The sequence below is a fragment of the Psychrobacter sp. ANT_H3 genome, from assembly GCF_027919975.1.
Classification (GTDB): domain Bacteria; phylum Pseudomonadota; class Gammaproteobacteria; order Pseudomonadales; family Moraxellaceae; genus Psychrobacter; species Psychrobacter maritimus.
Genome location: NZ_JAQISM010000013.1, coordinates 1 through 25,652 on the forward strand (window position 1 = coordinate 1; position 25,652 = coordinate 25,652).

Here is a 25,652-nt window from a genome sequence, read left to right on the forward strand (position 1 = left end):
AATATGAAGGCCTACTAAGCAAAGGCATTGACCCAAAACACCATCGTGAAGAAATAAAGAAAAGTTTTATTAGTAAAACTAAAAATTCTTTTAATCATTTTGCTTGGGAATACTTTGACAGTTTAGATCAGACTCAGAAGAGCAATACCCTCATTCGTAAGAAAGGTCGTCTTGATCTTATATGCAAGTATATTGGTGACGAGCCAATTAGCGATATCACATCTCCTAGAATGCTTGAAGTGCTGTTAGACATTCAAGCCAACTCATTAAACAAGGATGGTAAGTCCACCGACAAGGCTGAACGCTGTGCAGGTATTGCTAGCGAAGTATTTGTCTATGCTGGTGCTCGCGGCTTCTGTAGTAGCAATCCAGCTGCCTTGATCAAAAGCCAATTGGCTAAATCGAGCTATGGTCATCGTCCTGCGATTACCAAACCCAAAGAGCTTGCTAAGCTACTGCGGGATATCGAGACTATAGAAGGTGATCTAAACACGATCAATTCCCTTAGGCTATTAGCATTACTTTTTGTGCGTAATGGTGATCTCCGCCGTATGCGCTGGGCTGACTTAGATCTAGAGGCTGGTAGGTGGCGGTTAAAGCCTTTAAAAGGCCAAGGCAAGGTAAACATGGTCAAGGACATGGTCGTGCCTCTACCTCGTCAAGCAGTAGCTGTCTTACACGCGCAGCAGCAAATCAACGGTCATACTAAATTTGTATTCTACAGTGAGACGGCAAAAAAGCATCAGATCATATCTGATGCGACGGCGAATAAGCGTTTGAAGGATTTAGGCTATAAAGGCATACATTGTGCTCATGGCTTTAGAGCGACAGCGAAGACTATCTTACAAGAGCAGTTAAAGTATCCACTTGTGCTTGTAGAGATGGCATTGGGTCATACGACGAAAGATCCTAATGGAACCGCCTATGGTCGATTTGAATACATTGATGATCGTAGTAATATGATGCAGAAGTGGGCGGACTATTTAGATGCTTTGCGTGAAGGTAGAGATACGGCAGAATTTAGAGCAGATGCCCAAAACAAATCTGATTCTACTACCCATCTGCAAGCGTTGATTGACCAGTTGGGAGAGGACAAAGTGCTTGAAATGTTGAAAAGCAAGCCTTAGTAAGATTATTAATCTCTGATATATAAACCAAATGAGCATGTAGCTTTTCAATTTAAGAATGAAATAAAGGCAAATTATAATTATAGCGAGACCATCCCAGATTCTGTGTAACTGCCATTTAGATTAAATGCTTACTAATACGGTCATCAAACATGATCATAAAGCGATTCAAAGCAGACGTCCAGTTACGGATCGGCATCGACCATTTTTTGGATGCCTGCTGGGTTGCTAAGTACACTACCTTGAAAGCTGCCTGATCAGACGGGAACACCTTACGCTTATTCACCGCTGTCCGAATCACACTGTTTAATGACTCAATAGCATTGGTGGTATAAATGGCTTTTCTAATATCTTTAGGATAACCAAAGAATACCGTTAAGCCCTCCCAGTTATTGCGCCAAGACTTGATGACATGCGGGTACTCTTTGCCCCACACCTCATCAAAGTGCTCAAGATTGGCCTCTGCTATCTCAAGCGTATCAGCGCCATAGATGGCTTTTAAATCAGCCGCTACTGCCTTCTTGTCCGTCCAAGGTACAAACTTCATCGAATAGCGCACCATATGCACGATACACAGCTGAACCTGAGCGTTAGGGTAGACCGTATTAATGGCATCAGGGAAGCCTTTTAGGCCGTCTACACAGGCAATGAGGATATCTTGCACCCCGCGGTTTTGTAGCTCAGTGAGAATACCAAGCCAGAATTTAGCGCCCTCGTTCTCTGATAGCCACATGCCAAGCAGCTCTTTTTTACCATCAAGAGCAACGCCTAAGGCCAGATAGATAGCTTTGTTGATGATCTGCTTGTCCTGACGAACTTTGACGACAATGCAGTCTAAGTAGACGATAGGATAGACGCTGCTCAGTGGCCGGTTCTGCCAAGCGGTGATGTCATCCAAGATGTTGTCAGTGACTCTGGAAACCAAGCTGCTTGAGATGTCGACGTCGTAGATGTCCTTGATGGTTTCGACAATCTCAGTAGTGGTTTGACCTTTGGCGTAAAAGCTGATGATTTTGTCATCAAGACCTGAAATCCGGGTTTGATGCTTACTGACAAGTACAGGCTCAAAGCTACTGTCGCGGTCTCTTGGGGTGGAGATCTCAAGCTCGCCTGTGTCGCTACGGACTCTCTTTTTAGTGTGCCCATTGCGCTTGTTTGGCTTATTCGCCTTTTCATGCTTGGGGTAGCCGAGATGGTCTTCCATCTCAGCCTCTAAGGCAGTATCAATAAAGGATTGCATGAGCTGCTTTTGGAAGTCTTTGATGTCATCAAAGCTGTTCATGCTACCAGCCATTTGCTCGGCCAGTTTCTTGATGTCAGATTGGTTAGTCATTGCTTATTCTCCTGTTAGTGGATTATAAGCAGTTACACAGAGTTTGGGAAACTCCCATTATAGCTTTCCTCAAGCTCAAGCATATCAATTTTTGGTACAGATGCTATGATGTTTTATTTTTTTAATCAAACCTCAATAGTTACAGGAACAGCTACACCTATTTTATTTGCGACTTCAGTGTAAATATCTACTTCATTATCATCAACTTCTAGCGTAACAATTAGTGAGTAGTTTACTGTTTTAGCGCACCTTTCTTTATCTTTGTTAAGCTTCCACCAACCTGTTACAGGTTTGACTACAATCTTAGATACTTCAGAAAGATCAGCAGCCGTTCCCTCCCAATAATCTTTATGTATAGAGCCGGATTTTTGTAAATTACGTCCTAGAAACCACCCATGAGGAAAGTCATGTTCTATGTAATCTTCTCTTCGCTCATCTTTTCTGTTAATACTATCAATAAAGTCTTGTTTATCTTGTCCAGGTTTACAAAGATGAAAAGAAAGACCATGCGATCTATATACATACTTACTTTTTATTTTTGAAACACGGGGGTTAGGCTCAATGAAATAGGACAAAGTTACTATCATTTTAACATTAGCATTAGGCGGTAATTCACTTAATACTTTTTGAGGCCATGGTAGATCATGAAGATTAAACTCATTAAGTTTACAATCTTTTTCATGTTCAAATGGTTTAATAGAAGATTCAATAATTAAAGTTAATCTATCATTTTGACTATTGGCCGCTTTTTCTAAGTCAGGAATTCCATACCCACAGACTTTAAGAATCTGTTTTTTATATTCTTGAGTAACATTATTTGTAGTATGACTTTCAGCTAGCTCTTCTAACTTATCATAAATGGGCTTCGACCATTCGGATGAATGAATTATTAAGCCTCTAATAGTCTCAGGTTGCGCAGTTGGATAAGCTGTTATTATCTTTGCAGCTATATATGAAGCTTCAGCAGTAGCCGCGCTAGAGTCAGTATGTGATCCGAATACATTACCTTGAACTTTACCAGAAGCAGTTAAAACTGATAAGTCCTCATGAAAATCAAGTTGACCATCGTCACGAATTATTCTATTGCCACCTTCGCAAAGTATCTCTGGTTTAATTGGAGCATCGCTCCATTCCCAGTCATGAGAGCTGGAAGTAGTTGGGTTAATATCTTCTATACTTGAACATACTACCGGATTAGGTATGTCACTAATATTATAAAGCTTAGTACAACTACCTACTGTGATAGCATTCCAAGCCTGTGCAGGATCTTGAATTTTAGTACTTCTCGCATTAGTCCAATAGTCTTTTTGGAAAGTAGTAGCATTACCTGTAGAAATAATAAAAACATCAGAGCTTCTATTTGAGCATTCGTAACAAAAGTTATCAATAGCAGCAGACCATGATGTAGGGTAACCATCACAAGCTTCAGCAGTCACTGCTAAACTATAAACTCTTTTAGCATAGGGTCTATCAATTGCAAGATTATTTATTGTGTCTATTGTCACTGCACCATATAGCTCTTTTTTATTAAGACTTGGTGGAGGTGGCATAATTCTAGCAGATTCTATTTGATGAGTTACCTCAATAGGTTGAGTACTTATTATGTCTTCAATCAATCTTGTGCCAAAAGCTGATATACCAGCTTGATGAGACCCATGATACACATTGAAAGAAGACATATATGTGTCAGTATAATCACTCCAATCAGATCGCCATGACGTACAATATTCTTGCTTACATACTTTATTAAGTAAACGATTGTTATAATTAACGCCTGTATCTAATATGGTTACAAATACTTCGTCCTCCTTAAGATTCAAACTTATTCTTTGATTTAGGTCTTCGGTAAACTCAATTTGAGATATTGAATCCATCTCAGTAAACACACTTGGGTTTTCGGAAGATAGACGAAATTCGACTATATCTGGATATAATGCTATTAATTCGATTAGTTGAGAGCGTGTAGCATCAACTTTAAAAACATTAACTGTTGGCAAAGACAGATATGAGCTACTAATAAGTTCATCTTCTGGATTTTCAGCTCTTGATATAAATTGTTCTTTTATCTCGTCGTCATTAAATGCAATCCAAACTTCGCATTCTACAGACATATTTTCATTAGTTGGTATTAGAGCTAGGTCATCATTCCATAAGTCCTCAAGTGTTGAGGGCCTTATCAATGATATATTATTTAACATTGAAAGATTTCTAGGGTTATTTAATTTCGTATTCTTTTCAATGAATTCTATGATTTTCTTGCGGAGTAAATCTTTTCTATCACCACTTGAATAGAAAGTAAGAATTTGTCTCCCTTCTTCAAATCTCAATGTTTTAAGCCTAAATGATTTATTATCAAATGTATTAATATCTAGATCGGCACCTACATCACTGACTACACTTAAAAAAATACCATTTGGACTAGCTAAAGGACGTGATGTTATTCTCGTATCTTTTGCTTTATAAGATCCTACTTCACTAATTTCTATTAGAGAGTCATTCAATTGAGTTAATAAATTTGTGCCATGTTGAGCTCTATCTTTAGGCAATATGACAGAGCTTCCAGGACCGCCCTTATTTGGATAATACTTGTATTTTTCCGCTGTGCCGTAAAATAAGTGAGGTTTATAGTTACTCATCGAAATACTCTTCAAAGTCTTGTTTTATTTTTTAGGGATTGTAATAAGAATTTTTCATCTACCAATTTTTTATTATTTAATATAGCCTCTTTTGCAGCATCATCACAGGCATTAGAGATTACCGCATAGCTCAATCCTTTGGCTGCACAGTAAATTGCATCCCAATCCTTTACTTTATATTCAAATAAATTGAACTTGTTCTGTATAAGACGTTGCACTTCACTTTCACCGGGCAAATCAAACTCAATAATATCATCAAATCGTCGGAAAAGAGCTTTATCAAGTGCTTCTATATGGTTAGTGGCAGCAACCACTATGCTATCAGACTGTTCCTCCTCAAAGAAAACAAGAAAAGAATTAAGTACACGTTTTATTTCACCAACATCATTCCCACTATCTCTAGCAGCGCCTATAGAATCAAACTCATCAAATAAATATACAGCTTTATTATTTGAGATGAAGTTGAAGACCGACCTTAGCTTAGCTGCCGTTTCTCCCATATACTTACTCATCAACCCATCAAGTAAAATAGCATAAAATGGCATATTTAGTTCAGTAGCTAACATAGCTGCAGACATCGTTTTGCCTGTTCCAGGTAACCCATAGAACAATAACTTTCTGCGAGGGGTCAAGCCAAACTCTCTAAGACTAGGAATATTCTTATGTTCATTTATTACTTTATCTAAATGTTTTTTGACGGCGGGCGAAAATACAATTTCATTCTTCCTAACCGAAGTAAACTTAAGCTGCAGGCTACCACTTAACTCATCTTTAACTGAAAGACTCATGCCATTCTTATCAAAACTATTTTGAATGGGTGAACCTTTATCTATTATCGACTTAAGCTCTTTTGCAAGTTTATGATGACCTGCTCTAGCTTCACTAGCAGCGATTTGTAAGGAAATAGATTGAAAACGACTAGTATCATTTTGATAGTGCGCTCTAACTAGGTTCTTAATCTGTTCAGCAGTTGCCATGGTTGACTCTCATCATATTACTAAGCAAAATAATACATCAATTGTAACAAATACCGTAAAAGAGGGACAACATAATTGGTAGTTATTATTTCGTTAATTATTAGGTAATAATAAGTAAATGGCTAATAATTATTATCTAGCCTACCATCCCCAATAGGTCTTAGACTATGTATCACAGCTGTCTAAAAGTCTTTTTTTAAGTCAATTTCACAGAAAGGTAGAGTTCTGTATGGATATCTACTATGACAATTTCTTGAGCCATACCTCCAAAATCCAAATTTTTATGCTATAAATTGCTAGTATTGATTTACTTATGATTAAATTTGGTATGGCAAATAAAATGTACTAACTCTATCCTAGCTCAGATATAATTTCCTGAGACCAGTTATCTTGCATCAGCATCTTGAAGGAAATACCACCAGAGGCTGCTTCAATGGTTATTTCACCAGCATCCACTGCTGTTTTAACATGCTTTGTAAGAAGCTCAAATAAACAACGCTTATACTCAGTATCATCATTGCCTTTAAGATGTTCACCTTTAGTTTCCAATACCGAAAAACGATATTGACCATTAATGGGCTCTTCAACGCATACCAATAGATCAGGATAAATCTTTTGCTTTTGCCAGCCTTGTAAGCTGTATTCTCGTTGATTAACTGCAATACGATGCCACCAATAGACTGATTCGTGCTTGTCTAAGTACCATGCAGTCTCTTGCTCTAAATTATTAAGGCCATTCTTATATATCTTTTCAAACAAGCTTCGCTCTAACTCTGAGCCATCCTTACGACGTAAGACCTGATCATGCTCAGCTACAGAAATTTCTAGAGTTTGTGCTAGTTCCCAATTTAACTGAGCGCTGTCTGAAGCTAATAAACGCAAAGAAATATCGCCCTTATCAAGTTTTTCTCTAAATAATTCCTCAGATAATAACGCAACTTGAGCCTTCAAATCACGCTTCATATCTTTCAATAACTCGAATCTATTATTGAATAAGGCTTCTTCATCGATGTCTTTACTACGAAGCACAGCCAATGTTTGAGTCAAAATACGCATTGCTTGCCAAGGATTAGGAATTACATCAGTAAGCTGGCGAACTAAGAACGATATATCTAGTTTTACTGTTGTATCAAACTCAACTTGTTCATGAACTGGCTCCGCTAAGTCTAACTCGCCTTGACTGTTCTTGGATTTTTTATAATCGATACGAGCAGTAGTGCGTTGTGAGCTATCCTCCACCAACTGAAAGTTTTTAACATTCAAATAAGACAAGGATTCCCAATTTAGACTACCTAAAATATCACGCTCATAATCAAATATACGATACCCTTCTTCCTTTCGGACGTCACGGTGTAATACCCTTGGTAAAAAAACTTTTGGTATGCTGCGAAATTGCTCTCTACGTCGCAAGGTTTCTTTACTCATCACTGCCTTTTGTGTACTTGGATCACTCGCTCTAACTTGATTTGCTATGTCGCTCATACCTTCATCTTCTAAACCTTGTTTTACGCCTGCCACCGCTTCCATCACATCTTGATCAAAGGTAAATACATAACACTCATCTAAACTGGATTTGTAGGTTAAACGAGCATGGGGTTGTCTTAATACTCGACCAATCATCTGTGTAATGGCTGTTTTGGCAGTCATTTTGGACAACACAGTAAGGATATAGGCAAAGGGGCAATCCCAACCTTCACGCAATGCATCTTTAGTGATAATGTATTTTACTGGACAGGTATCACTCAATAAATCATCATCACCTAGCTCATCTTTATCAGAAGTTTTAAGACGAATCTCGTTTTCATTCACTCCTAATATTTCAATTAAGTGTTTTCTAGCATCCTCAGCATGAACAAACGCAGAGTCTCGCTGATCTTTACCAGTGCGCTCTACTCTGATCAACATAATAGGTCGGATATAACGACCACTCTCATCCTGAAAATTCTGAGCATCATGCGCCAATTCTTTCAGTCTGGCATGAGCCAGTGATAACGTATGTTTCCAATCACTCTTATCTTCATTGATTACATTAATAGGCAGTTTGATCATTTGTTCGTCTTTTAGTGCTTGACCCGAAACATTGACCAATACATTAGAGTGGTGTTTGCCATTAGCGTTTGGCGTCGCTGAAAGCTCAAGAATGAACTTAGGATTAAAGCCACATAACGTATCCCTAGCCGTTTCACTATAGGCCTTATGACCTTCATCAATGATGATAACTGGTCTAACTAAACGCAGCACGTTGCCTAAACTTTGTTTTACTAAGACAGAGCCTGGAGCAATCCCATCTTGCCAACCATAGTCACTTAAGTCATTGCAATCTAAATTGCGTACTTTGGTCAACAAAGCTTCATTAGCAATAGAGTCGTCTTCTATGGGGAAAAAAGACGTGAAACGACCACTATCGCGAAACATCCGCAAACTTTCTTTGGACTTCCTTGCACTGGACTGCAACATCAATAACATCACACACAAATTTTCATCAACATCACGTCTGGTGAAAATATCGTCTTTTTCTAACATTTTTACACGACCACGAGATGCACGTTCCAGCATTTGCCGATATGGATGTTCACGGTTAGCTAGTTGTTTCCATGTTTGTTTGTAAATAGCATCTGACGGTACCACCCAAAGCACCATTCCCGTTTGTTTGGTAAACATATCCATTTGTAAGCGCTCAATAGCAGCCACACCTAACAATGTTTTACCACCGCCAGTAGGTACTTTTAAACACACATTCGGAATAGCACGATCTATACCATCAAAGCGTGAAATATATGGCGGCGTTAATTCTTGGCCATTTGAGCTTCTTAAAGAGTCAATACGGCGTTCCTGTACCAAAGCATCCCAAGTATCTTTTGCGTAATTGGTAAGCTTTGCATCTTTGCCATGCGTTTTTTGAAAATCAACAAAATCTTTTGCTAGTGTCTTGCATTCGGCAAGCTTATTCAGATAATAATTAAATTTATCCAAAACCCCATTTTGATAGTCCTTTAATTCCATATTACGCTCCCGTGATCCGATGAATAGCATATGGTAATTGACAAAAATCAATACGTTTTTCAGTTAAGTCTTTCTGACTCATGAACTTGGCCACAGCGAATACTATAGTACGTTTTTTAGTTTTATTACTCTTCACAATCGCTTCTACCTTATCGGAATTTAAGGCAGCTTCATTTGAACGTAGCCAATTGATTTCAGGACGATAAAATAAGTGAATACGGAATAAGTCCGTTTCACCTACAAAACCATCTGCTGATGTTTTGGCAACATTATCTAGAGACTCACCAGTTGCAGTATAAAACACATAACGAGCCAAAGCGTCGAACGTAGGCATACCTTCGCCAGTCAGCAGGCTTTCAATTTGTATAGGCTCTCCAAGAGAACAATAACAAAATGACCCATCTAATCCGTCTATTTGCTCTTTAGACTTTTTAATGCCAAACATCCTCAACACTCCACCTTTAACCACTCGCTGATATGAGTGATATTGACCTTTTGTTGAATCTTGTATTATATCTAACTCACTAATTGTTTTATGTGAATTCTTAAAATCAGACCAGCTAATATTTTTTACAAAAAGCTCTTCCTTGATGTTTTTTTGAGCTACATAACCTTTGATAACTAGTTGCATCCTAGTTCGCGTTATATCGATAACCTCGTTATAACCAGCCAAATCAGCTTTTGAATCAGCTTTGATTTCTTCTGGCAATTGGATTCCAATAAAGCGTCGCTTACCAAAATCAGCATTATTTAACTTTAATACTGAATGTAACGTAGTCCCACTACCAACAAATGAGTCAAGTATAGTAGATGATTCATCACAGCAAAGATCAATTAAACCGGCAACTATATCTACATCTTTTGGATAAGGAAAAACACCTTCACCAACAAGTTCTTCAACTTGCAAAGTGGCAGAACGTCCATCTTTGTAAAAAACTGTATTGAAAGCGTCACCGGCAGATTTCTTAAGATAAGTTTTTCTATTAGGAATTGTAGTATTATCTTGACCAAAATGGATTAAAGGAGGATTGGCTTCAAGTGCTCTTTTAGTTGTTGATTCATCCCATCTCCAGCCAGTAGATGGTTTTGCGCAAGGCAACCCGTTGATTGGATGTAGAATATCGTATCTTGGTCTACTTTTCCGACCATCATCTGGTCCAGCAAAATTATCTGGAAAATATAAACCTCTGTTATCAGAGTGCGTATAGTGTTTCATGTTTTTTGCAGGTTCATCATCAGGCATATTTTTAAACCATTCCTGCATTTCTTCTTTAATAACTTCGTGTTTATCTTTATACTTTTTTCTTAGCTTATTGTAATGGCTGAGTACCTCATCGATACCTTCTTTTGGAGACCTCCATTTTATACCGATAGATTTAATGGCTTCCTTATTTTTACTATATACATGAATATATTCGTGGGTATTTGAAAAGAATGTAGAATCGCCTTTTTTACCTTTTTCCCAAACCAATGTTGCAATAAAATTATCTTCTCCTAAGATCTCATCCAACATTAAACGCAATGAGTGCTGCTCAACATCATTAATGCATACAAAAATAGTACCAGTCTCAGATAGTAATTCTTTCAACAAAGTCAAACGTGGCCACATCATGCACAACCACTTGTCATGACGCTCAAGATCCTCTTTATCGACTGGGTTCGCAGATTTTTTTAGCCACTCTTGCATAAGCGGGGAACGAACATTGTCATTATAGCTCCAGCCTTCATTACCAGTATTGTAAGGTGGGTCGATAAAAATACAGTCAATTTTGCCTGCATGGGTTGGCAGCAATGCTTTGAGTGCTTCAAGATTGTCACCGTGAATAATGAGATTGTCATCAAGAGAGGGTGATTTCCCTTCTAAAGGCAATGACTTGTCAAAATCTACCTTTAACTCGCGAAATGGGACGCTAAGATGATGTGAGTAAACAAACTGCTTACCTTTAAAGTCTAACGTTGGCATTATGGTTCCTTGAATATTTAAATGATGACTTTTTATTTGTTCGATAAATAAGTCTGTTATAGCGACAGATACAAAATCGTAAGGTGTTGAACATATCGGAGAGCAGCTCTTTCTTGATCGGCGCTAAGTATCTTCATACCCTATTACTTATACTCGTTATACGGTATGAAGATTGATTGTAGCGAACACTCATTAGTATTGACCATGATACTTCTCAGCTAACTTGCTTATCTAAGATGTAATTAGTGACAATTAAAAATATGCATTATTCGAACTAGTCCACTATGTATATTTCCTGTAATAATACCACTTCTAAACCAGCTTAAGCATAAACCGTTTATAACTCACTCTTGAAACAAACATATATTTCACAGGTTTTATTCTAAGCCATTAGAAATTATAATCCACCAACTATCAATCGCTACAAGCTTATTTATCTAATCAAACAGTATTGTTAGTTAGGCTGTTATTTAGCATCAAGAAAGTTAGAAAGGTCATATATCACTAGTCATATAAGCTGTAACACCCAAAAAACACCCCTTCATGCTCATCCGATCAAAGCTATACACATGAGCATGAGGTGCTTCCCTACAGCGTCCCACTAATGGCTGCTTTTGATCAGGTTTACCATTCGCTAGCTCTATTACTCCAGAACAAATTGGGCAGGTTGCCGTAAACTCAGTAACTCTCGCTACATTTAGCTTATCTTTGTCCCAATACATCTCGATATCAGCATTAACAACATTCATATTAGCAAAGAACATAGGTGCTTTAATAACACGGTGATAAGGCAGCATATATAGCGGCATAAAAAAGTATCGCCAGTTTAAGTATGCTACGGGAATAAGAATAGCGTATAAGAACGCCTGCCAAAGCTTTAAATTTGGTATCTCATTCATCAGCATGACAACGAATACAGCATATATGGCAATCAAGATATCTAGAAAAAAGCTTAATAATAGCAGTAGCATTAACACAATGCCTTTAAAGCTCATCATCTTAAGCTCACCTTGCTTAAAAAACAGTCTCGTAAATAATGATGGCTTAACATCGGATGTGGCTTTACGCTCGTACGTGATACTACTTAAATCTTCAGGATCTTCGTCATCAGAATCCAAAACAGTAGACCCATCTGTCTGCTCATTCCCTTCATCCGCACTGTCAATAGCCTCGATATCCATCCATATCAATGTTTTATTCTTTGATCCACCTCCTGATGCTGAACTAACGATGGTTGGCTTATATCCTAGATTGATAAATGCTCTTTTACAATCTGGTTGCCATTGAATAAATTCTGATAGTGTCGATTTTAGCTTTGACGTTTGAACTGCGTTTTTAGCAGTTAGGCTATCTACTGTATTCTCATTAATACTCTTGGCTCTAGCATAAATTTGTTGCCTTGATAACTTCTCAGGTTCAAAACCATCGTCTGAGTACTTGAACTGTTTAAGTTGCTCTTGAACAATAATTTCTAGATATTTATCACGCAGCGTATTACGAGGATAGTTCAATAACTGATTATGCAACTCACTAAAGACTTCTAAGTATTTGTTTTCCATAGTAATGCACCGATTAAACCCCTATTGATACCCTAATAGAGGTCTGTTTTGATAGTCAAATCTTTTTCATAATTACCTCACTCCTAACCAACTAACAAGAGGATGGTAACTATGTCAATGTCAATCGCTGTTAATGAGCAAAAGCAAATCGTCAATGTTAAGCAAGTCGAGCGAGGGCTGGCTTGTATGTGTTTTTGCTTTGAATGTGGTGAGCCTGTAGTGGCTCGTAAAGGTGAGAAGAATGAGCATCATTTTGCGCATCTCAACAATAAGGAAAGCTGCACTATCCACCCTGAAAGTATCCTACACAAGTTTGCTAAACAAGTCATTATGCAAGAGAGGTATTTAACACTGCCATCTCTACCCGATGACGAAAATAGCGGGGATAAAACTTGGCAGTTTGATCAACTAATCGAAGAGCAAGCTGTTGGCTGTATTCGACCTGATATAGTCGCAACGATTAATGGGGAAATGATGTTTATCGAAGTTGCTGTGACTTCTTTCATAGATACCGATAAATCGGATTTTATTAAGCAGCTGGGTATTAAGACCGTTGAGATCGATTTGAGAGAAATCCTTATACAAGGTATTGAGTTGCCAAGTGAGGAAGCAAAGGATCATATTTTAGACTGTGTCAGTAATAAGCAGTGGATATTCCCAGCACCGAAATCCTTAACAATACCAGTAGCCCCTACACCATTACCTGAGCCTCTTTATAATTGCCAGAGCAGTACTGATGAGAATAGCAACGGAAGCTTTGATAAAGGCTATACGATCTATCGCTTTACCATTAACCATGCTTGGGTAGATGTCAGAGTCTTTAATTCAGGCATGGTGTCTATTAAGTGTGTGACCTACAACCATGATGTTATTGAGATATTAAAGCAATGGCGTAACGAAGGCGGTGGTCAGTACAATCAAAAGTATAAGTCATGGAATTACTTCAAACCATTTTCAGACACTGTCTTTCAGCGACTGCAAGAAATGGACATGACCCCTACTGCTTAAATATGATTCTATTTGAAAATACGGAGAATAAAGCTATGACACTCACTACTATGCTACTAATTATAATACTGCTGATGTTAGCCATGCTTGTATGGGCTATACAACGGATACAATTACAAAATAAGACTCTGCTACAGAGTGAACGAGATGTTGCGCAAATTAGGAACGATATGCTCGAAAGAGAAGCAGGCTTTCAACAGCAATTAGCGAAAGACATTAAGGAGGCTCAAAAACGTTCCAACAATATGCAGCGCAATGTACTAAAAGGTCAAATTGGTGAACAGTTCACACCCTTTATTACTGATTTTCCCTATAACCCTTCGGACTGCAGATTTATGGGTGAGCCGATTGACTACGTCATCTTCCAAAACTTGCACGAATGCGCTGATGGCAACGTGCCTATCGAGGACGTGCATCTCATTATTGCAGAAGTTAAAACAGGAAATGCGAGGCTAAACCAACGACAGAAAATCATCAAGCAAGCTATCCAAAATGGTCAGGTGAGCTTTAAAGAGCTTAGGATAAAATACTGTGAAGATACGGAAGATATGCGTGTTCAGGTAAGCGTATAAATCAGTAAAACTATACATTTTGACTCTTATATAATTTGCTAGAATTTTTAATGCAGTTGGTAATAGATAAGACTAATTACTAGAAAAGTCTTTTTACTCAATCTCTAGAGACAAGATTAAAGTATTGATTTATATGGTTTTTTTATTTGAAAATAGTCTGTAAATAGTCTTTTTATTGAAAAGACTATTTTTATGGTTCTATTAGACCTAAGTATTATACTGCTGAAAATCAATCTGATGACTTGCATATTTCTAGGTTCAAAGTATAGCTTTATCTGCTTGCTATTATACTATTTTGTAGCCCAACGTTATCCTATAATCTTAGATATTTAAGACATCTTTTATCGTTGTATATTTATCTCCCTCTGACGTTTTCTTATAGAGTAAAATTTTGTTCTTTAATATATAATGCTCTTTTGATAAAAATCAATTTGTAGGACAAACAATGAAGTTAATCTCGTATGTTGCATGTTTAGCTGTATGTTCAATAGTAACTCAAGCACAAGCTGGACCAACTATTAAAGATTTTATGAAATTAGATAAAGGGGAAGCTTATTTTAATTGCGCTTACAAAGGTAAGACAGCCAGTAAAAAGTGTTTAGTTAAACACTCCTACGTTAAATCTAATATTCACCCTGTACTTAAACAAATCTATGGATCTAATGAAAATTTACCGCTTATGACCATTAAGTGGCCAGATAATGATACGAGCCGTTATGTCAGTATGGATAGCTTCGAGCTAGGAAACTTAGAAACTAAAGAGCTTGGAGGATTTAGTCTCAGAACAACAGAGCAATGCCAAGAAGGCTGGTGTCTGGATCTATCTCGTGGGCTGATTATTGACAACGCATCTACTGGTAAAGAACATGTCCGTTTATGGTAAGACTGAATTTATGTCTCTAAGAATGTAGATTGATGAGCAGTATTTTTTAATACTCGACAATTGAAAACCTAAATACAATTATAATCAATAACGGCCAACAAGCTTATAGCCTATTTGTTAGCTATACGGATGAATAGATTATTTTAAAAAAACAAAAAAGGAAACTATTATGAGAAACAAAATTTTAAAAATTGCTATTGGAATCAGTTGCGCTGCTATGTTCTCAGTTAGCCATGCGGACGTAGCCACCATAAATAAATACTATAAAAACCCTAAGCTTGCTCCGAAAGTACAACGTTGTAAGGGAAACCAAGATTGTAATGCTTTTTATGCTTTATCTAAGCAATGGAAGTCTATCCCAAATGGTTTTCATACACCAGGTTGCCCAGACTGTAAGATTAAAGAACAAGCTAGAGATGGTGATGGTTATGGTTTAAATAAAGGCTATAGTCTAAAACGTGATTATTCGATTAATTTAAGTGAAGCAGGATGGAATGAATTTTATAAAGGTGGCTCAGCTAGCAAAGCTGACGAAAGAATTTTTGGCGAAGGTTTAGCTGTACTTATTTACTTGGATCATAAGAAATAGGTTTAAATAACGCATTAAGTAATATTATATATTTGCTTGATATATAAAAGCATCTATGAATGCGAGAGAATTAATCCTACCATTATAAATAGCTTCCGACTTTATCAGAGGCTAGTTATATATAAATATCAAAAATGAACTTAATTCTGATATCTGAAAGACATATCGGAAAAGGATTATAATAATGAAAAGTGTTTTGTTAGGGTGTACTGTTGTTCTTGCGTTTTTAGTTGGCTGTGAGTCTAACGCAGGTAATAATTCAAGTGACGAAATACTATCCGAGGAAGTAGTAGACTCGGTATCCTCTCAGGAAGTAACAGAAACAGTAAGCAAACTTCAGTATAATTCAGATGGCATCATTATTTGCGAAGAAAACACTGACGGAGTTTGCACTGATGATGTACTCCAAGATCTACGTGCTACACAATTACTTGAACAACATGATGCTGGTACTGAATCCTTATCAGAAGTAAGTGAGATTACTACTGATAGTTCGGGTGATGAGGCTTCCCGTAATAATGCTACAAGAGTTGACTACAAAGAAATAACGGGGCCACTAACACCTGCTCAAGCGGCACACATCGATTATCTAGTTGACAATGATCTTGAAACCTCGCAAGAAATGATAGACTTACTCAATGATTTTACACTCGATGGTAGTGAAGAGGATTCTTTACGTAAATTCATTAAAGAACGTTCACGTTTTAAAGATGGTTATAATGCATCGGAAGACTGTCGTAACCCAGACTTAACAGAAACGGAATATGCTAACGCTTGTACTTAATGACTGGTAGATGGACAACAGAGCCTTTCCTAAAAAGTGTGTAACTATTATTTAGATTGTAGAAGTACTTACACGAAATTTAGGAAAGGCTCGACCATGAGCCTTTCCTAAAAAGTGTGTAACTATTATTTAGATTGTAGAAGTACTTACACGAAATTTAGGAAAGGCTCGGACAACAACCCTAAACAAAAAAATAAGCCACTATTAGTGGCTTATTTTATACCACTACCTATCAGCAAAACCTATCAGCTATCTTTGTATTAATCCATTCTGCGATCTCACTCGCTACCCACACTACCCTTACCTGTGTCAGTTGTACCTTCTTAGGGAATGTTGGGTCATAACGATCAGAATTTTCATTAACCATCTCATAAATCGTAGAACGACTAAGACCAGTATAGCTACCAACATCTTTAATACTCAATAGCTGTGGTATGTGATTACATTGCTCGATTCCTGGCTGTGCTGCGTTTAAATCTTTCATGATTTGCTCCTTATAAGTGAATGAGAGCGTTTCCTCTCATACAGTTACCGAGTCCTATATTTTTTTACAGCATCCCATTGCGTCCAACGGTTTGCCTTAATTGAAGCAATAAAAAAGGAGCTGATTATTCAGCTCCTTTTTATGCCATATACTTGGCTTGATGATTTTAGCTTAATGCTGTTGCATTTTAGATCATCCCTTTTATATTAGAATCAATATCCTTCCTAGTAACTCTAGAAAGAGCATTAGACTCCTTATCTGTTAGATTCATCTATTGTCCTTATATAATAATTTAGGTAGTAACAATACTATCCTCATACGCTTTAATAATAAACTTCTTGAAACAACATCGTAAACATTGAATACTATCCTCTCATTCAATCTTTAGAGGCAAAATAGTATGCGTAACTTTAGTGACGACTTAGACGATGATGACGACAACGACGACGGGCTTACTGACTATGAAAAGCAAATTAAAAACAATATAGCTCAAGCAAAAGCTAATCAGGGTAGATTTGATGGGGATGATTCAGTGGAGGATATGCCTGACACTGCAGTTAGTAACAGTGATGGCACCAGCAGGGATTAATAATAGAGTCTTGTTCCATACTCGTTAGATTTTACAATCTATAATTTATCAAATATATGTACTATCCTCAGTAAATATTCTGGAAAAGCTATCATCATATTAAAAAACGAGTTAAGCAGTTAAAGCCAGCCGTTTTACGGCTGGTATGTTTTTAAAAACCTTTATCTGAAGCAACTTATTTTCAGTAGCACCTTACTGGCCTCCTCTAACTCTTTTCAATTTCATTCAAACTATTTAGAGCTTTTCTAAGCCTTTTGTTTGTGTAACCTTTAGCCCATTTATAAATATACTCTTCAATGAGATATAAAATAACTCGATCTTTGAAGAAACGCATGCTAATAGAACTTTGTTCATCTATATCTGATGGCGTACTCTTAGCTGAATCAGATAGAATCGTACGCAGGCTTTCAATTTGAAGATAGAGGGCATTAAATTCATAGTCTTCTAAAGCATCGACCAGTGAACCAACATATTCTACAACCATGAACTCGTAAACCTTGCCGCAAAATCCTTGTGTTTGGAACTTATAGCAAATATCGTCCCATACATTTTCAAGAGGTTTTGTTGTTACTGTAGATTCACTAGATCTCTGTAAATAACGTTGAGTTTGATTGGTAATTCTTTTAGATATTTTCTTAGACAGTTGTACTGAAATACTTAATGCCATTATCTTTTCTAAATCCATTTTAGCTACCCTTACTTTAAACAATAATAATCTGTTTTTAATATGCCGTTATGAAGAACTAGCACATTGTAAGACTTAATCTAGGTATTAAGCCACTAAAAATAAACCGATAAGAATTAAAACAAGCGATCTAAAACAAGCGATCTAAAATCGCTTGTTTTAGCCTAACTAATTTACGCCGCATATCTTCCTCAATTTCTTTAGCTTACAGCTGTCACGCTTTGCCGCAGCCCTTGCTCAATGCTAGTCACGTTATGAGTTGCTAACCCGTTCTGATAATTCCCCTGCTGACTATTGCTAACGTCATCTGTCTCCATGGGATAAAACTCTTCAGCCACGTCTAACAAACCATCATTATCAATTTCAAAGGATGAATTGACGTAACCCTGTTTCGCAGCCTGTTCTAATGCTGCTTGATCAAAGCCGTGTTCGCTAAGCTCCGCATCAATTGCCTGCGCATCTTGCACTGCTTGCTTTAGTGTTACACCATCACGTAGCGTTAAATCAACAAAGTAAATCGGCGTACGATAGCTTTGCGTGGTGCTTTTACCCCTTAAGGTGAGTTGCAACGGCAAACACGACAGCTTATTGCCTGACACCGCAGCAAAGTAGCTCAGCCGTGCGGCAAGCGTGCGAATACTATTAAAGCCTGTGGTGCGAAAGATAAACGTGCCTAACTCGTCGTCTTCACTGAGATTAACGTACAAGCGACCATATGGCTTACAGGCTCCACCTTGCGCTAATGGGCAACGATCAGGTGATGGGCAAGGCAGTGTTTCCACGCCATTGTTTGTACGGCGTTGGCACTGCTCACCGTCACCCACACATAGCGGGCGTCCAGTTTGACGATCAAACAAGGTATATTCTGCTCGCAAATTAAGCTCAGGATCATTGAACAACATACGCACAGGTATTTGTCTCAGCTTACCGTCATTATTTGCGCGTAGCTTTTCATCGAGTGGATGATTAATCCAGCCATCCTTATTTTGAACTTGACTGGTGATAGTGAACTGATCGTCTTTAGCAGGCAAACGCTTACCATCTTTTTGAATGACACGTCCAATGCTGATACGACCTAAAACGGGCGGGGTTATGGTGAGACCTTTAATCATGGTGATAGTCCTTATGTATTTAATAAAATGTGTTTAGCCATAAAAAAGCCAACCGATTAGGGTGGGTATTTATGCGCTTGTTTTGGTTTGTCTATGTGTTGATTGAATAAATAGCGGCTTAGTCGTTTAAGATGACGAAGCGGCGACTACCTTGCTTGGTTTTACTAAATTTAGCCAACAGCTCAGGATGCGCTTTGATAACGGCCTTACTGTCCAAACTGATACTATCTTTGGAGCGTTTCCAAGAAATAGCGCCTTTTTCAAACACAGCGACTTCATTATCGGCAATCAGTGTTTGCAGCTGGTGCTTTACCTGATCATGACGCTGCTCTAGCTCTTGCATGTAATCACGATAACTCAGCAGTTGCTCAAATAACTTATTGGCACCATCATCATCTCGCAAATCAACCTTGCTTGAGGGCTTAGGCGTTGGATAAAGCAGCTTTAAGGCTTTGGCAGCTGACTCGCTATGATCAGGGGTTGGTGGGGTGTCCGTTTCTACGTAGTGCCAGAACAGACGCTCATGCTCCATGATGGACGCAATCAAGCGCTTATCACGCTCAACCTTATAAATCTTAGCCTCATGTCCACAAAGTAGCACACAGATGTGCGCAGCAGTTTTACCAGTGACCGCCAGCTGATGCTGAACTTGGCACGTCACATACAAGGGCACACCATGCTTCCAGAGCTTGGCACCATGTTCCCCAGCAGTTTTACACTCAAGTACCTGCACCTCGTCACTACCAGTTATGGCATAGTCTAAATTAGCCAGCATAAAGTGCTTGTCAGGATCAGGGTGCTGCAAGATGGCGTTCACGCGGCGTACCTTATTCCCGGTATGTTCTTGGTAATATTTAGCCACCATCGGCTCTAAGGTATTGCCCCAATAGAGTGGTGAATATCCTTCAATGCTCTCATCGATGTCGGAGCTCATGCGTCCAGTTTTAATCATCCATAGCTCAAGCATGGATAGGTACGGATGGATACCACAAGCAGCCGCAGCATCACTACTGCCAATACCTTGTCTGCGAAATTGTAGCCAGTCCTCACGGCTTAAGTCTTTAGTATTAACCAAACGCCTAGCAGTCGTTGAAGTATTAGATTGGGCAGGTTTATCAGCAGTATCATTTTGCTTGGTTTTCACTAACGCTGGTTTAAGCCTAATGGTTGCACGTTTGGCTTGTCTTGGCTGAGTCGTGCTGTTTAATGCGATCATGTTCATGGCAAGTTCCTTAGATAAATGGATTATTGGTATTAAATGAAATAAGCGGCATAAAAAACCACGCTCGAAGGCGTGGTTGATTGTATTGTTAGATTTTAAATGTGGCTGGTTAGGCCAGCATCAGTAGCGATTCCTCTAAACCCTTTTGTTTAAGCTTAGCGCCAGAGCCAAACCAAGCACCGTCTAATCGATGGTCTCTCGACATTGCTCTGCGTTCGTGATCGACGTATTCAGTGATACTGCATAGCAAGCCGTAAGCGGTGTCTTTAGCGGCATCAAGATCGGCTCCGCGACCTTGACCGTTAAACATGTTCATCACCTGATTCATCGCCTTGGCATTGGGTACCGCGTCTTTCTCTTTCTTAGCGCTGTTAAAAAGAATGATGTCATTGTCCTGATCATTAAATACACGGCTAAGATAGTTGGCTGCTTCTGCTTGGGTCACACGGCGCTCAGATAACTGCTTCATCTCATAGCTATGCTCATCCCATTGTTTAACTGACACGCCTAGTTGCTGCTTGACCTTGTCGGCATCAAAGGACGTAGAGTGCGGTACTTTCACTATGCCTCCTGAACCGTCCGCTAAGCTAATAGCAAGCGTGTTATTACACACCACACGGATCGATGTGAACTGAGCGGTAGTCGCTAGCGTGCCATCACAAGCGGTTGCAAGAAGCAAGTAGCCATTACTGACATCTTTGCCCTTGAGCGTTGCTGACTGGCCTGTACGGGCGAGTGCCCATAGCTTACGGCCATTCTTTAGAACACCTGCTGTTTCTAACTCAAAGTCGGATTGCTCGGTAAGATCACGATAGAACTCTAAAATCTCACGCGGCTGTACTTCTTGATAACGCTGACTGACCACCGATAGCGGCTCAAAGTTATCGCTACGATACAACACCTTTTGCTCAGCAAAGGGCAAAATCAGGTTATGCCCTTTGTCATTGTTTGCCATGTAGCTAACGTCTGAGGATTCTATACGCCAATCCATACCCGCTTGCTTTGCCCAGACCTCTAACGGCTGCTTGGGAGCCAATTCATTACCTAAGCCATGCCAAGGGGTTTCGCCAACGTATGCCATTGATTCGATTAAATGTGCCATTATGATTTTTCCTTTTAGATTTGATTAGAATTATGGGTTATATAGATAGGTTAAATGCTGAAAGTTCTTGAGCAGGTATTGCAGGTATAACTGGGCTTTGCTGCCAAAACGAGTAAAGGGGGTTGCTGTAGCTTGTCTTTAGCCAAGCTAATCGCAGAAGCCAGTGCAGTACCTACCACCACACCGATTGCTGAATTGATTTTGTAGTACCTACAGATGCTTACACCAAGACCTGATAGGGCAGATTGTGAGCACAGTTGCTCAAAGATATTAAAGGGACTGTCAGTATCCGTATTGCTTTTTACGTTCGCTGAATGACAGTGTGGGCAGATCGGTCTCATAAAGGACTCCTTTTTAGATTGCGCATAAAAAAGGCCTGCGATTAAGCAGACCTTTAATTAGGATAGTTTGGGGTTAAACAGTCAGGAGAGCGATGCTTCCTGACTGATCTCATAGGAATACTATATATCTAAGATTACTTTAATATAGCCAATCTATTTAAAATTAGTTTTGTTAAACTAAATTTAAGAAAAACCTATAACAACATTACTTTTCTCAATGAATATCTTTCTGGCGAACACAATATTTATTTTTTTAAAATTATGGGTTATATCACTTGATGTATCACTAAAATCAAGAGTAAGCTAGAACTGTAAAAACTATGTAGTTTGTTTTTTTATGCTTTTGCCAAAGGTACGCATACCAGGTAGCTTTACTTTAAGACGTTGGTAACTATCATCTGATTTAAATGGTCTGGTTAAATATAATGCTGCGTTGACGGCATTCTCAACTTCCTGAATATTACTCCGATGAATCATGCCTATACCAAGCGTATTTTTATATTCAAACCGCTTTTTATAATTAGGAGTGTGTAAATTAAAGAAATATCCTAACCCTTCTGTAATATCTTGCCATTTCTCCCCCACTTTCATAGCCAAATACGTATCGCTATAATGCTCTGAGCCATCATAAACGAGTAATAAATGACAGTGAAAACTACCGTTTTCCTCTCCTTGTTCTAAGGACCAAGCATTTAAAAGCAAGTCTCCAAAACAAGTTTTTTTATTACCTATGAAATCCCGCAGTTTCTGCATGTGAGCATCGAAGTCGTAAATAGTAATATGGTCACTAACTTCCTGAAAATACTTTAAGTCAACACGTACAAAAAGCAGTCTAGATCTTTTAATAAATAGTTTTCTTATACTGTTTTCAAGCTTATTGGAATTACTTATTCCTTGTGAGTACCACTTATTATAGTCATAATTAATATGGCTTTTATAAGATAACAGCAACCGAATAAAACTCTCAGTCAAACTATTATTCCATGAAACGTTGAATGGGTAGGAATCACCAACAATAGCATTGGTAGTACTTATAAATGCATTGATTGGTTGTGAGTACGCTAATTCATCATCTAAAATTGTCATAAATGGATAATACAGCCTATTCAATTCACTTTTAACATTCTTAAGCGAAATGCATTGATATATTATCTTTCTAACGAGAATATCAACATCTGATATTATTTTGGAGTTATTGACTGAGTTATACATCGTGATTATCATCCTTATGAATTTGTATTCATAAGTTAATAAGACTTAGTAATTTTATAATTATAATTACTGAGAGCTACTCTCTCAGTTTAGAAAAACATATCTAGTGTGTGTGTTAATAATATATATACCCGATCTGTAACATGGTATTAAAGTAGACTATATCCTAAGCAGAGCTGAGTATTTAGCTAAATCCAATCCTAAGCTACCCTTTAGTATAAGGAAGTGGTTCGAATGGAGTTAGAGTCATAATGAAGGTAATTTGGCATAGAAATCCCCGTACAGTATCCATAACCTCAAGGTATAGCGATCATATCCTCTGACAATATTCTGACCAAAAATACAGTATATGATGACCATTTTTTGCGATATAATAGAGCTTGTTTATTGATTTTGACTACGCTGAACTAGGTAGATTTCGATCCTTATATACTCTAATCATGGATGTAATTTTTATTATGGAAGAACCTAAATTAAATAAAATTATCTCTAATAAAGAATACATAACAAGCAAAGTAAATCAACTAACGGCTCATGAATCATACTGGTGTTTATATTACTTAAATCAAATAAATCCAGTAGAAAAAGTTTTTCTAGTAAAGGATGATAGGAATTGCAAGAAAAAACTAATTACTGTTTTAGAGATAAGAAATTTCTCACCTATTAGAGTCGATAATTTGCTAGCTGAGATGTCTGCTATTATAATTCCACAGAGTCATATTAGCTGGCTTCATGGAAAAGATAGAGCAACATTATGGTTTATAATGGCATTAAGATCGTCTGATTATAGAATAAAATATATAACTACTCGTGAAGAGATAATGACAGCCAATCACGATATCATCTATTCAAAAAATATTTACTATCTCTCTAGAAAAATAATAAACCCTAAAGATTACCAATTAGAGTATACAGTTCATAAAAAAATAGCTGTGCTGAATACACTTAGAGATATGTTTATTCTAAGTAAGATTAGAGATAATGAACTTGAATGGTTAGATAGAAAAGATAGGAAACAAATTGATTGGGCGTATGAATATATGCTGAATAAGAGAAGTAAAGACAACACTTTAAATACTTATCTTGGTGCAAGTGATTATATTTATTTTGATATTGATGAAACCGCTAGTCGATACAATCATATCTTAGCTTCGTTTGATTACATGGCTTTTATTTTCCTTAACTCTACTACTATCTCTAGCCCCGTACCCTTAAATCACTATACCTTTCAAACAAGAACTAAATTTATAAGAACCATGAAAAATACATGGCAAAAACAGAAATCAAGATTAAAGACTCTAAAGGATATCGATTCTAATACTAAGCTCAATAAACCCACTACAAAAACTTCAAAAATAGCATATATCAATAAACATACATTAAAAGAACAATCATTTAAAGCTATCTCTACAGTTTATAATAAAAAAAATAACAATTGGCTTAGATACTATAAGAAACCTCATTCTAGTCTTTTTGAAACTGAGCAAACTTTACAAGTACAAAATAATACTCCTGAGCATCTACTAGTCGATTGTGAGGGCAATGATATAATAAATGTAAACGTTCAGGTTAAGGCGTTAGACTTACCACCAGATATTGAAGACTCTGTCTGCACTGACAATGCCGAGCCAATCGTAAATGCTCAACAGAACCAATCTGATGATAAAACTGTGAGTTTGGATAACGTTGACGATACTGCTACTGAAAACTCAATTGGTGAGGAAATTAATCGTCATGAAGTTATGATTGCAACTACAAATATCTCCACAATGAAAGGTAATGATCCACTAACGAAACTACAGGCTACTGAAAGTAATCTAGCTTCAGATGAGAATCTTCACAACATTGATGATAAAATAGCTGATGGCGATCCTTTTTCGATAAACGCCAAGCTGATAAAGCAAAAGGTTGGAAGAGCATAAAAAAACCAATTAGTAACTCAGTAGTGATTGAAGCCATCAATTCTCTGTTACGAAATTACCATAAAACTGAAAAACGAATCTTAAGTATACTGACAAGTGTACTAAAATACATATTTAAATATTTATCTATATATATCAAATGCTTAACCACGAATTACCGTTCCGGCTCCGGGTACCATTACATTAAAAGGCTTCCAAGCAATTGGAAGCCTTTTTCTTATGGTGTCGTTTTTTTTTATGAGATTAATAATTCTCTCGTTTATTGCTACCAAAAATATTCTGAGAAAATAACCGTTTTATAATATTTGTCCGCCTAGACTGGTTAATCGTAGTTTTAATTTAGTTGTAAGATCATACTTCACACTTGGTCATAAATTGAAACCGAAAAAAATCCGACCCCATAAAAAAATCCGACCCCATAAAGTGATCGGATTTTTAGTATTGATGGAGATGGCAGAAACTAACTATCAATCACAAATTATTGATATTAAAAGTTTTAAAACATCAATGATATCAACCATCATTCTTTATTATTACTATTTTAAAATA

At 37.6% G+C, this 25,652-nt stretch carries 21 protein-coding genes; 8 read left to right on the forward strand and 13 right to left on the reverse strand.

Annotated features, from left to right (window positions below; translation table 11 throughout):
• A partial coding sequence (locus PG901_RS07380) for a tyrosine-type recombinase/integrase (protein WP_271134056.1) occupies positions 1–1,127 on the forward strand: 1,127 nt, incomplete at its 5' end.
• A 118-nt stretch (positions 1,128–1,245) separates the two neighbouring features.
• Here PG901_RS07380 and PG901_RS07385 read toward each other — a convergent pair.
• The 6 genes from PG901_RS07385 to PG901_RS07410 form a co-directional block, all read right to left on the reverse strand.
• Entirely contained in the window at positions 1,246–2,460 is a 1,215-nt protein-coding gene (locus PG901_RS07385) for an IS256 family transposase (protein WP_271134057.1), read from the reverse strand.
• 125 nt (positions 2,461–2,585) lie between these two features.
• Positions 2,586–5,096, reverse strand: coding sequence for a S8 family peptidase (locus PG901_RS07390; RefSeq protein ID WP_271134058.1), 2,511 nt, complete (start codon positions 5,094–5,096; stop codon positions 2,586–2,588).
• An 11-nt stretch (positions 5,097–5,107) separates the two neighbouring features.
• Entirely contained in the window at positions 5,108–6,073 is a 966-nt protein-coding gene (locus tag PG901_RS07395) for an AAA family ATPase (RefSeq protein ID WP_252962983.1), read from the reverse strand.
• A gap of 351 nt (positions 6,074–6,424) precedes the next feature.
• Complete coding sequence (locus PG901_RS07400; protein ID WP_252962982.1) at positions 6,425–9,076, reverse strand: DEAD/DEAH box helicase; 2,652 nt, start codon at positions 9,074–9,076, stop codon at positions 6,425–6,427.
• 1 nt (position 9,077) lies between these two features.
• Positions 9,078–11,039 carry a site-specific DNA-methyltransferase gene (locus PG901_RS07405; protein WP_252962981.1) on the reverse strand — a complete coding sequence of 654 codons (1,962 nt, stop codon included), beginning with the start codon at positions 11,037–11,039 and terminating at the stop codon, positions 9,078–9,080.
• Between the two features lie 494 nt (positions 11,040–11,533).
• Positions 11,534–12,598, reverse strand: coding sequence for a hypothetical protein (locus PG901_RS07410; protein WP_252962980.1), 1,065 nt, complete (start codon positions 12,596–12,598; stop codon positions 11,534–11,536).
• A gap of 111 nt (positions 12,599–12,709) precedes the next feature.
• Here PG901_RS07410 and PG901_RS07415 point away from each other — a divergent pair, with 111 nt between their 5' ends.
• The 5 genes from PG901_RS07415 to PG901_RS07435 all read left to right on the forward strand — a co-directional run bounded on the left by PG901_RS07415 (position 12,710) and on the right by PG901_RS07435 (position 16,434).
• Positions 12,710–13,606 (forward strand): competence protein CoiA family protein, encoded by an 897-nt coding sequence (locus tag PG901_RS07415; RefSeq protein WP_271134059.1) that lies wholly within the window; start codon positions 12,710–12,712, stop codon positions 13,604–13,606.
• A gap of 50 nt (positions 13,607–13,656) precedes the next feature.
• On the forward strand, positions 13,657–14,178 hold the full coding sequence (locus tag PG901_RS07420) for a Holliday junction resolvase-like protein (protein WP_256714040.1): 522 nt from the start codon (positions 13,657–13,659) through the stop codon (positions 14,176–14,178).
• 445 nt (positions 14,179–14,623) lie between these two features.
• Positions 14,624–15,061: a hypothetical protein gene (locus PG901_RS07425; protein ID WP_271134060.1), complete on the forward strand. Its 438-nt coding sequence runs from the start codon at positions 14,624–14,626 to the stop codon at positions 15,059–15,061.
• 169 nt (positions 15,062–15,230) lie between these two features.
• Positions 15,231–15,650, forward strand: coding sequence for a hypothetical protein (locus PG901_RS07430; RefSeq protein WP_271134061.1), 420 nt, complete (start codon positions 15,231–15,233; stop codon positions 15,648–15,650).
• 184 nt (positions 15,651–15,834) lie between these two features.
• Positions 15,835–16,434 carry a hypothetical protein gene (locus PG901_RS07435; RefSeq protein ID WP_271134062.1) on the forward strand — a complete coding sequence of 200 codons (600 nt, stop codon included), beginning with the start codon at positions 15,835–15,837 and terminating at the stop codon, positions 16,432–16,434.
• Between the two features lie 232 nt (positions 16,435–16,666).
• Here PG901_RS07435 and PG901_RS07440 read toward each other — a convergent pair whose 3' ends face one another.
• Positions 16,667–16,918: a helix-turn-helix transcriptional regulator gene (locus tag PG901_RS07440; protein ID WP_201603638.1), complete on the reverse strand. Its 252-nt coding sequence runs from the start codon at positions 16,916–16,918 to the stop codon at positions 16,667–16,669.
• Between the two features lie 400 nt (positions 16,919–17,318).
• Between PG901_RS07440 and PG901_RS07445 the strand changes: the two genes are divergently transcribed.
• Positions 17,319–17,507 (forward strand): hypothetical protein, encoded by a 189-nt coding sequence (locus PG901_RS07445; protein WP_201603640.1) that lies wholly within the window; start codon positions 17,319–17,321, stop codon positions 17,505–17,507.
• Between the two features lie 205 nt (positions 17,508–17,712).
• On the opposite strand, the gene PG901_RS07450 is transcribed toward PG901_RS07445, so the two are convergent.
• The 6 genes from PG901_RS07450 to PG901_RS07475 all read right to left on the reverse strand — a co-directional run bounded on the left by PG901_RS07450 (position 17,713) and on the right by PG901_RS07475 (position 23,055).
• A complete protein-coding gene (locus tag PG901_RS07450) occupies positions 17,713–18,192 on the reverse strand; it encodes a hypothetical protein (protein WP_271134063.1) in 480 nt (159 codons plus the stop codon).
• A 200-nt stretch (positions 18,193–18,392) separates the two neighbouring features.
• Positions 18,393–19,304, reverse strand: a complete 912-nt coding sequence (locus PG901_RS07455) for a recombination directionality factor (protein WP_271134064.1) — start codon at positions 19,302–19,304, stop codon at positions 18,393–18,395.
• 118 nt (positions 19,305–19,422) lie between these two features.
• Positions 19,423–20,526 carry a YqaJ viral recombinase family nuclease gene (locus PG901_RS07460; RefSeq protein ID WP_271134065.1) on the reverse strand — a complete coding sequence of 368 codons (1,104 nt, stop codon included), beginning with the start codon at positions 20,524–20,526 and terminating at the stop codon, positions 19,423–19,425.
• A gap of 109 nt (positions 20,527–20,635) precedes the next feature.
• Positions 20,636–21,628 (reverse strand): DUF932 domain-containing protein, encoded by a 993-nt coding sequence (locus PG901_RS07465; RefSeq protein ID WP_271134066.1) that lies wholly within the window; start codon positions 21,626–21,628, stop codon positions 20,636–20,638.
• A 50-nt stretch (positions 21,629–21,678) separates the two neighbouring features.
• A complete protein-coding gene (locus tag PG901_RS07470) occupies positions 21,679–21,969 on the reverse strand; it encodes a hypothetical protein (protein WP_025651461.1) in 291 nt (96 codons plus the stop codon).
• A 318-nt stretch (positions 21,970–22,287) separates the two neighbouring features.
• Entirely contained in the window at positions 22,288–23,055 is a 768-nt protein-coding gene (locus PG901_RS07475; protein WP_271134067.1) for an inovirus-type Gp2 protein, read from the reverse strand.
• Positions 23,056–23,639: 584 nt separating this feature from the next.
• Between PG901_RS07475 and PG901_RS07480 the strand changes: the two genes are divergently transcribed.
• Entirely contained in the window at positions 23,640–25,103 is a 1,464-nt protein-coding gene (locus PG901_RS07480; RefSeq protein ID WP_271134068.1) for a hypothetical protein, read from the forward strand.
• The last annotated feature ends 549 nt before the right edge of the window (positions 25,104–25,652 follow it).

Excerpts from the sequence above, each read along its gene's own strand:
- PG901_RS07410 (WP_252962980.1), bottom strand. The coding sequence starts at position 12,598 with ATGGAAAACAAATACTTAGAAGTCTTTAGTGAGTTGCATAATCAGTTA.
- PG901_RS07390 (WP_271134058.1), bottom strand. The coding sequence starts at position 5,096 with ATGAGTAACTATAAACCTCACTTATTTTACGGCACAGCGGAAAAATAC.
- PG901_RS07425 (WP_271134060.1), top strand. The coding sequence starts at position 14,624 with ATGAAGTTAATCTCGTATGTTGCATGTTTAGCTGTATGTTCAATAGTA.
- PG901_RS07475 (WP_271134067.1), bottom strand. The coding sequence starts at position 23,055 with ATGACAATTTTAGATGATGAATTAGCGTACTCACAACCAATCAATGCA.
- PG901_RS07455 (WP_271134064.1), bottom strand. The coding sequence starts at position 19,304 with ATGATTAAAGGTCTCACCATAACCCCGCCCGTTTTAGGTCGTATCAGC.
- PG901_RS07480 (WP_271134068.1), top strand. The coding sequence starts at position 23,640 with ATGGAAGAACCTAAATTAAATAAAATTATCTCTAATAAAGAATACATA.
- PG901_RS07445 (WP_201603640.1), top strand. The coding sequence starts at position 17,319 with ATGCGTAACTTTAGTGACGACTTAGACGATGATGACGACAACGACGAC.
- PG901_RS07400 (WP_252962982.1), bottom strand. The coding sequence starts at position 9,076 with ATGGAATTAAAGGACTATCAAAATGGGGTTTTGGATAAATTTAATTAT.
- PG901_RS07415 (WP_271134059.1), top strand. The coding sequence starts at position 12,710 with ATGTCAATGTCAATCGCTGTTAATGAGCAAAAGCAAATCGTCAATGTT.
- PG901_RS07470 (WP_025651461.1), bottom strand. The coding sequence starts at position 21,969 with ATGAGACCGATCTGCCCACACTGTCATTCAGCGAACGTAAAAAGCAAT.
- PG901_RS07460 (WP_271134065.1), bottom strand. The coding sequence starts at position 20,526 with ATGAACATGATCGCATTAAACAGCACGACTCAGCCAAGACAAGCCAAA.
- PG901_RS07385 (WP_271134057.1), bottom strand. The coding sequence starts at position 2,460 with ATGACTAACCAATCTGACATCAAGAAACTGGCCGAGCAAATGGCTGGT.
- PG901_RS07465 (WP_271134066.1), bottom strand. The coding sequence starts at position 21,628 with ATGGCACATTTAATCGAATCAATGGCATACGTTGGCGAAACCCCTTGG.
- PG901_RS07440 (WP_201603638.1), bottom strand. The coding sequence starts at position 16,918 with ATGAAAGATTTAAACGCAGCACAGCCAGGAATCGAGCAATGTAATCAC.
- PG901_RS07405 (WP_252962981.1), bottom strand. The coding sequence starts at position 11,039 with ATGCCAACGTTAGACTTTAAAGGTAAGCAGTTTGTTTACTCACATCAT.
- PG901_RS07435 (WP_271134062.1), top strand. The coding sequence starts at position 15,835 with ATGAAAAGTGTTTTGTTAGGGTGTACTGTTGTTCTTGCGTTTTTAGTT.
- PG901_RS07450 (WP_271134063.1), bottom strand. The coding sequence starts at position 18,192 with ATGGATTTAGAAAAGATAATGGCATTAAGTATTTCAGTACAACTGTCT.
- PG901_RS07430 (WP_271134061.1), top strand. The coding sequence starts at position 15,231 with ATGAGAAACAAAATTTTAAAAATTGCTATTGGAATCAGTTGCGCTGCT.
- PG901_RS07395 (WP_252962983.1), bottom strand. The coding sequence starts at position 6,073 with ATGGCAACTGCTGAACAGATTAAGAACCTAGTTAGAGCGCACTATCAA.
- PG901_RS07420 (WP_256714040.1), top strand. The coding sequence starts at position 13,657 with ATGCTACTAATTATAATACTGCTGATGTTAGCCATGCTTGTATGGGCT.